Origin of the sequence: Rhodovibrio sodomensis (genome assembly GCF_016583645.1) — a bacterium.
GTDB classification, from domain to species: domain Bacteria; phylum Pseudomonadota; class Alphaproteobacteria; order Kiloniellales; family Rhodovibrionaceae; genus Rhodovibrio; species Rhodovibrio sodomensis.
In genome coordinates this window covers 1-6772 of sequence record NZ_NRRL01000178.1, presented here as the reverse complement: position 1 = coordinate 6772, position 6772 = coordinate 1, and the positions used below count along the sequence as shown (strand labels likewise).

Here is a 6772-nt window from a genome sequence, read left to right as displayed (position 1 = left end):
GCGGCGGACGTAACGCGCCGCCAGGCGCCGGCCGAGCGCGGCCAGCCGGCGCTGGCGCGCCGGGTCGCCGTGCGCGTCGCGGCTGCGCAGCCGGCCCGCGAGCTCGACCGTGCAGCCGGCGCGCTCCAGGGCCTGCCACAGCAACTGCGCCATCCGCCGGTCGCCGGACGGCACCGGATCGTCAGGCGGCTTGAGCGGGGCGTAGAAGGCGACTCGGGTCATCGTTGCGTAAGCGTAACTGTCATGCCGCCGCATCGGCCGGTGCCGGCATGCCGGCGTGGCCGCGCAGCAGGTCGGCGAGCGCGTCGATCTGCGCCTGGGCGTCGAACGCGGCGCGCACGCGCACCGCGCCCGCCTGGCCCAGCGCCTGCCGGCTTCCGGGATCGCGGATCAGCTGGTCGAGGGCGGCGGCGAGCGCCGCCGCGTCGCCCGGCGCGACCAGCCGGCCGGTCGCGCCGTCCTGGATCAGTTCGGGGATCGCGGACACGTCGGTGGCGAGGCAGGCGAGCCCTTGGCTCTGCGCTTCCATCAGCACGTTGGGCAGCCCGTCGCGGTCGCCGTCGGGGGCGATCCGGCTGGCGAGCACGAACAGGTCGCTCGCGCGGTAGGCGGCCAGCACGTCCGCCTGCGCCTGCGCGCCCTGCCAGTCGATCCGGTCCGACAGCCCCAGCTCGGCCGCGCGCGCTTGCAGCCGCGCGCGCAGCTCGCCGCCGCCGATGTGGCGCAGGCGCCAGTGCAGGTCCGCCGGCAGCCGGGCGAGCGCGTCCAGCAGCACATCGTAGCCCTTCTTCTCGACCGCCCTGCCCACCGAGATCAGGCGCACCGGGGCGTCCGGATCGCCGCCGTCGCGCGCGCCCGCCGGCGGCGGCGTCGCCGGGAAGCGGCCGAGGTCGAGGCCGTGGTAGACCAGCCGAACCTTGGCCGGATCGCCGGCCAGGCCGGCCAGATGGTCGCGGCCGACGGCGGTGCAGGTGACCAGCCAGTCCATCTCCGCCAGCTTCTCCCGGATCTCCCAATCCGGCGTGGTCCAGACATCCTTGGCGTGGGCCGAGCAGGACCACGGCAGCCCGCGGAGCAGCGCGGCATAGCGCGCGACCGAGGCGGGCGTGTGCAGGAAGTGCACGTACAGCCGGTCGATGTCGGCCGGCAGCTCGGCCGCCAGCACGCACGCCTGGCCGAACCGGCGCACCCGGTTGCGCGTGCGATCGCGCTTCAGGTCGGCAAGCAACGCCCGGCGCGCGGCCGGGTAGCCCGGCCACCGGCGGACGGCGCGCCAGGCGCCGAGCACGCGCCCGGGTTCCTGGTGGAGGTATTCCGGCAGGTAGCTCACGGGCGCGCGGATCTCGTCGTGGATCGGATGGGTCTTGGGATCGTACGGCCGGCGCAGCGAGATCAGCTGCAGCTCGAAGCCGCGCGCCTCCAGGGCATGCAGCTCCTGGGCGATGAACGTCTCGGACAGCCGCGGGTAGCCCTTCAGCACCACCGCCAGCTTGGTCGCCGGGATCCCGGACGCGCGGTCGGACAGCGGCATCACCGGGCGGCTCAGCCCCCGGCCCGGCGCGCTTCGGCGACCGGCCGCGCGGCGCCGACGGCGAGGTCGAGCGCGCCCGGCTTGGCGCCCACCCACTGCCGGACCAGCTTGGCGACGTTGCGCCGGCCTTCCAGCAGGCCCGGGATCACCCCGGCCGACGGCAGCGGCTGGTGCGGCAGGCCGCGCAGGGCCGTCGCCATCTCGCGCGCCGTGCGCGGCCCATCGCCGTCCAGCATCCGGACCAGGTCCAGCTGGGCGGCGTGGCTGGCGCGGATGTGCTGCTCCCGCCGCGGCGCGGTGCGCGGGACGATCAGGGCGCGCTTGTCGAACGACAGAATTTCGCAAAAGGTGTTGTAGCCACCCATCCCGACCACGCCCACGGCTTCGGTCAGCAGGCCCTCGATGTGGGCGTCGAAGGTGATCGCCTCGACCTGCGCCAGCTTTTCCGCGCGGTCGAGGAAGTCGTTCTGGTGGTCGCTGCCCATGAACGGGCCGAGCACCAGCAGCGCGGGGTACGGCAGGTCGGGATCGGCCTCGTAGGCGCGCAGCACCCAGTCGATGATTTGCTCGCCGTCGCCGCCGCCGCCGACGGTCACCAGGATGTAGGGCGCGCGAATCTTCTCCAGCCGCACCCGGGGGGCGTCGTGGGCCGCATCGCGCGGCAGGTAGCCGGTGTAGACCATCCGCCGCAGCAGCGAGGCCGGAAGCTCCAGCCCGTCCAACGGCTGGCAGATCTGCGGCAGGCCGTACACCCAGATCGCGTCGTAATAATCACCCAGCGCGCGCACCGCCTGCTTGCGCGCCCACTCCTCCGCCAGCGCCCTGGGATCGTCCATGACGTCGCGCAGGCCCAGGATGCAGGGGACGCCGCAGGCGTTCAGATGCTCCAGCGTCTCGCGCACCTCGCCGCGCAGGCCGAGCGGTTCCTTGTCGACCAGGAACAGGTCGGGCTGGAACGCCTCGGCGGTGTGCCGGATAATCGCCGCGCGCATCGCCATGGTCTGCTCGATCGCCAACGGCAGCTTGAGCGAGGTGTACTCGCCGTTGCGCAGCTTGATCACGCCCGGGATGCGGACGAAGTCGACCCGGCTGCGGAAGTCGAAATTGCCGATGATCGGCGAGCCGGACAGGATCAGCACCGAGGCCTCGGGATTGTCCTCGACGATCGCGTGCGCGATCTCCCGACAGCGGCGCAGATGGCCGAGCCCGAAGCTGTCGTGGCTGTAGATCAGTATCCGGCACGGTTTGCTGTAAGCCATGGGCGCCCCCTGAACCCGACTGCCGCCCGCGTTCGTTACATGCGGTCCTGACAGCCTTTCACCCAACTGCGCTGTGATGGCGATCACCTTTACACAGCTCGATGGTGCCTGAAACTCACAATAATTCGAGCCCCATTTGCGTAACCCTCGCTTGCGCCCAGATGCGGCGCGTGCGACACGCGACGTCAGAACAGTTTTTCGGGATCGAGGCGCACACGGCCGACGCCGCCCCCGAGCCGAGTGAGCATGGAAACCAACCTCTTCCGCTACATCTGGCGGCACAGCCGGCGCGAGCAGCTGGGGATCCTGACCCTGGTGGCGGCGTCGCTGCCGCTGTACTTCCTGTCGCTCAACCTGCCGAAGGAGATCGTCAACCGCGGCATCCAGGGCCAGGGGTTCGCCGGGCCGGGCGATACCCAGACCTTCCTGCGCACGCCGGTGCCGCTATCGGAGACCCTGACCGGCCAGCAGCTGTATTTCTACGAGGGCGTGCCGCTCGACCAGACCGCGCTGCTGCTGGCGCTCAGTTTCGTCTTCCTGGCGCTGGTGATCGCCAACGGCCTGGTCAAGTACGTCATCAACACCGCCAAGGGTCGGATGGGCGAACGGGTGCTGCGCCGGCTGCGCTACCAGCTGGTCGACCGGGTCCTGCGGTTCCCGCTGCCGCATCTGCGCCGGGTCAAGCAGGCCGAGGCGGCCACCATGGTGAAGGACGAGGTGGAGCCGCTGGGCGGCTTCATCGGCGACGCCTTCGTCCAGCCCGCCTTCCTGGGCGGCCAGGCGCTCACCGCGCTGGCCTTCATCCTGGTGCAGAGCGTCTGGCTGGGCGCGATCGCGCTCGCCATCGTGGTGATCCAGGCCGGGCTGATCCCCAAGCTGCGGATTCCGATCCTGCGGCTTGGCAAGCAGCGCCAGCTGACCGCGCGCGAACTGGCCGGACGGGTCGGCGAGCTGGTCGACGGCGGGCTGGAGATCCACGCCCACGACACCTCCAACCTGGAACGCGCGGACATCTCCCACCGCCTGGGCCAGATCTTCGACATCCGCTACGAGATCTTCCGGCGGAAGTTCTTCGTCAAATTCCTGAACAACTTCCTGAGCCAGCTGACCCCGTTCATCTTCTACGCGGTCGGCGGCGTGCTGGCGATCCGGGGGCATCTCGACATCGGCGCGCTGGTCGCGGTGATCTCCGCCTACAAGGACCTGCCCGGGCCGGTCAAGGAACTGATCGACTGGGAGCAACGCCGCCAGGACGTCCAGATCAAGTACGACACGGTCGTGGAGCAGTTCCAGCCGCCGGCGATCCTGGAGCCGGCGCGCCAGGACCCGGACGCCGATTCGGGACCGCCGCTGCGCGGGTCGGTCGAGCTGCGCAACGTCACCGTCAACGACGACGGCGATACCCCGATCCTGAAGAACGTCGCGCTGACCCTCCCGATCGCCACGCGCACCGCCGTGGTCGGCGCCGGCGCCAGCGGCAAGAGCCAGCTGGCCCAGGTCGCGACCGGCCTGTTCCTGCCCGCCAGCGGCACCGTGCTGCTGGACGGCCGCGACACCCAGAGCCTGCCCGAAGCCGTAACCGGTCGGCGCACCGCCTACGTCGGGCCGGAAGCCTACCTGTTCCCGGGCAGCGTCGGCGACACGCTGCTCTACGGCCTGAAGCACCGTCCGGTCCGCGCGGCGGCCCGCGGCGCCGAGGCCGAACAGGCCAAGTGCGCCGCCGACCGGGAGAGCCGCGTCTCCGGCAACACGCTGTTGGACCCGGAGGCGGACTGGGTCGACTACACCGCCGCCGGGGTCGACGGGCCTGAAGCGCTGCGCCAGCGCATGGTCGAGGTGCTGGACGCGGTCGACATGAGCGCCGACGTCTACCGCTTCGGCCTGGCCGGCACGATCGATCCGGAAACCCGGCCGGAGACCGCCGCCGCGCTGCTGGAAGCGCGCCGCCTGCTGGCCCGCCGGCTGCAGGAACGCGATCTGCAGGGGCTGGTCGAGCCGTTCGACAGCTCCGGCTACAACCGCAACGCCACCCTGGGCGAGAACCTGCTGTTCGGCACCCCGATCGACCCCGCCTTCGCCCCCGACCAGCTGGCCGACAACCGGATCGCCCGGGCGGCGATGCGGGCGACCGGGCTGGACCGGTCGCTGGCGCGGATGGGCCTGCAGATCGCCCGGACGATGGTCGAGATCTTCGCCGACCTGGAGCCCGGGCACCCGTTCTTCGAGCAGTTCTCGTTCATCGATGCGGAAGACCTGCCGCGCTACAAGACCTTGGTCGCGCAGGCGGACAAGATCGGGCTGGACGCCCTGTCGGACGACCAAATCCGCCAGCTCGAGCGGCTGCCGCTGGCCTACGTCGAGGCGCGCCACCGCCTGGACCTGATCGGCCCCGAAGTCGAGCGGCTGGTCGTCGAGACGCGCCACGAACTGGACCGCCGGATCGTCGCCGAACGCCCCGACGCGGTCGAGGTGTTCGACGCCGAACGCTACAACGCCGCCGCGTCGCTGCAGGACAACATCCTGTTCGGCCGGATCGCGCACGGCCGGGCGAACGCGGAAACCCGGATCGCGGGCGCGGTCGCGGAGGTGCTGGACCAGCTCGGCCTGCGCGCGCACGTGATCGACGTCGGGCTGGAGTATCCGGTGGGCGTGGCCGGCAAGCGCCTGTCCGCGGTGCAGCGCCAGAAGCTCGCGCTGGCCCGGGCGCTGATGAAGCGCCCCGACCTATTGGTGATCGACCAGGCGACGGCGATCATGGACGGCCAGACGCAGACCCGGATCATGGACCGCCTGCTCGCCGAACGCCGCGACGGCGGGGTGATCTGGGTGCTGCACCGCGCCCAGCTGGCCGACCGGTTCGACCGGGTGGTCGTGGTCGACGCCGGCCAGGTGCCGGAGCACGGCCGTTACGCCGAGCTCGCCGGGACCGGCGGCGCGCTCGATCGGCTGCTGAGCGATGACTGAGGCGGGTCGGCGCTCGGGCGCCCGGCGGCTTTGGCGCGGGGCCGGGGTCCGGTCGATCCGTCATCACGGTGTAACGCGGTGCGTGCGATCCGCCGGCATGACTGACTGAAACCGGGCGCATCCGGGCACGGCGGCGCGAGGAGGGTTTGACGATGGGGCTTGAGCAGGAGGTCGAGGTTCTGCGGCGGATCCCGCTGTTCCAGAACATCGAGCCGTCGAAGCTGAAGTTGATGGCGTTCGCCAGCGAGCGCGTCACCTTCGCCGACGGCGCCGCCCTGTTCGACCAGGGCGAGGAGGGCGACGCCGCCTACATCGTGCTGGAGGGCACCGCCGACGTCCGGGTCACCGCCGACAGCGGCGAGCCGATCACGGTCGCCCAGGTCGCCAGCAACGACATCGTCGGCGAAATCGCCATCCTGTGCAACGTGCCGCGCACCGCCACGGTGGTGGCGACCAGCGAGCTGGTCACCTTGAAGATCACCAAGGAACTGTTCTTCCGCATGGTGCAGGACTTCCCGCAGATCGGCATCGAGGTGATGCGCGTGCTCGCCCACCGCCTCGAGACCACCACCCGCCAGCTGCGCGCCGCGCGCGGCGGCTGAGACGCCCCCGCTTTTCCGGAAAGACGTCGCCGATGAGCCGCCTCGACAGCGCGATCCGCCGTCTACAGGCCCAGCGCGCCTGCCTGGACGCCGCCGGCCACGCGGTCGCCGGCGTGCCGGGCGTGCTGTTCGAGCTCGGCCTGGGCAACGGCCGGACCTACGACCACCTGCGCGAGCTCTGCCCGGGGCGCGAGATCTTCGTGTTCGAGCGCCAGGTCGCCGCCCACCCCGACTGCGTGCCCGACGCCGCGCACCTCTACCTCGGCGACGTGCTGGCGACGCTGCCGCGCGCGGGCGAACGGTTCGCCGGGGCGGTCGCCCTGCTGCACGCCGACATCGGCACCGGCGACGCCGCGCGCAACGCCCGGCTGGCCGCCGCGATCCAGCCCTACCTCCCGCGCCTGCTCGCCCCCGGC

5 protein-coding genes and 1 pseudogene are annotated in these 6772 nt (G+C 71.7%); 3 read left to right on the top strand and 3 right to left on the bottom strand.

What is annotated here, in order from left to right:
- The 3 genes and pseudogenes from CKO28_RS26185 to CKO28_RS26175 all read right to left on the bottom strand — a co-directional run.
- Positions 1-222: pseudogene (locus CKO28_RS26185) on the bottom strand (glycosyltransferase family 4 protein); the annotation flags it as partial.
- Positions 223-241: 19 nt separating this feature from the next.
- Positions 242-1531, bottom strand: a complete 1290-nt coding sequence (locus CKO28_RS26180) for a glycosyltransferase family 4 protein (RefSeq protein WP_200344172.1) — start codon at positions 1529-1531, stop codon at positions 242-244.
- An 11-nt stretch (positions 1532-1542) separates the two neighbouring features.
- Positions 1543-2790, bottom strand: a complete 1248-nt coding sequence (locus CKO28_RS26175) for a glycosyltransferase family protein (protein ID WP_200344170.1) — start codon at positions 2788-2790, stop codon at positions 1543-1545.
- Between the two features lie 246 nt (positions 2791-3036).
- Here CKO28_RS26175 and CKO28_RS26170 point away from each other — a divergent pair, with 246 nt between their 5' ends.
- From CKO28_RS26170 to CKO28_RS26160, 3 genes are all read left to right on the top strand, one after another.
- Positions 3037-5754: an ATP-binding cassette domain-containing protein gene (locus CKO28_RS26170; protein WP_200344168.1), complete on the top strand. Its 2718-nt coding sequence runs from the start codon at positions 3037-3039 to the stop codon at positions 5752-5754.
- A 152-nt stretch (positions 5755-5906) separates the two neighbouring features.
- The gene (locus CKO28_RS26165; protein ID WP_200344159.1) at positions 5907-6356 is read left to right on the top strand and encodes a cyclic nucleotide-binding domain-containing protein; all 450 of its coding nucleotides are present in this window, start codon (positions 5907-5909) and stop codon (positions 6354-6356) included.
- 32 nt (positions 6357-6388) lie between these two features.
- Positions 6389-6772 (top strand): class I SAM-dependent methyltransferase (locus tag CKO28_RS26160; protein ID WP_200344157.1); only part of this gene is annotated, 384 nt, incomplete at its 3' end.

Bases quoted from the DNA above. Each gene is read 5' to 3' on its own strand.
- CKO28_RS26180 (WP_200344172.1), bottom strand. From the start codon at position 1,531: ATGCCGCTGTCCGACCGCGCGTCCGGGATCCCGGCGACCAAGCTGGCG.
- CKO28_RS26175 (WP_200344170.1), bottom strand. From the start codon at position 2,790: ATGGCTTACAGCAAACCGTGCCGGATACTGATCTACAGCCACGACAGC.
- CKO28_RS26170 (WP_200344168.1), top strand. From the start codon at position 3,037: ATGGAAACCAACCTCTTCCGCTACATCTGGCGGCACAGCCGGCGCGAG.
- CKO28_RS26165 (WP_200344159.1), top strand. From the start codon at position 5,907: ATGGGGCTTGAGCAGGAGGTCGAGGTTCTGCGGCGGATCCCGCTGTTC.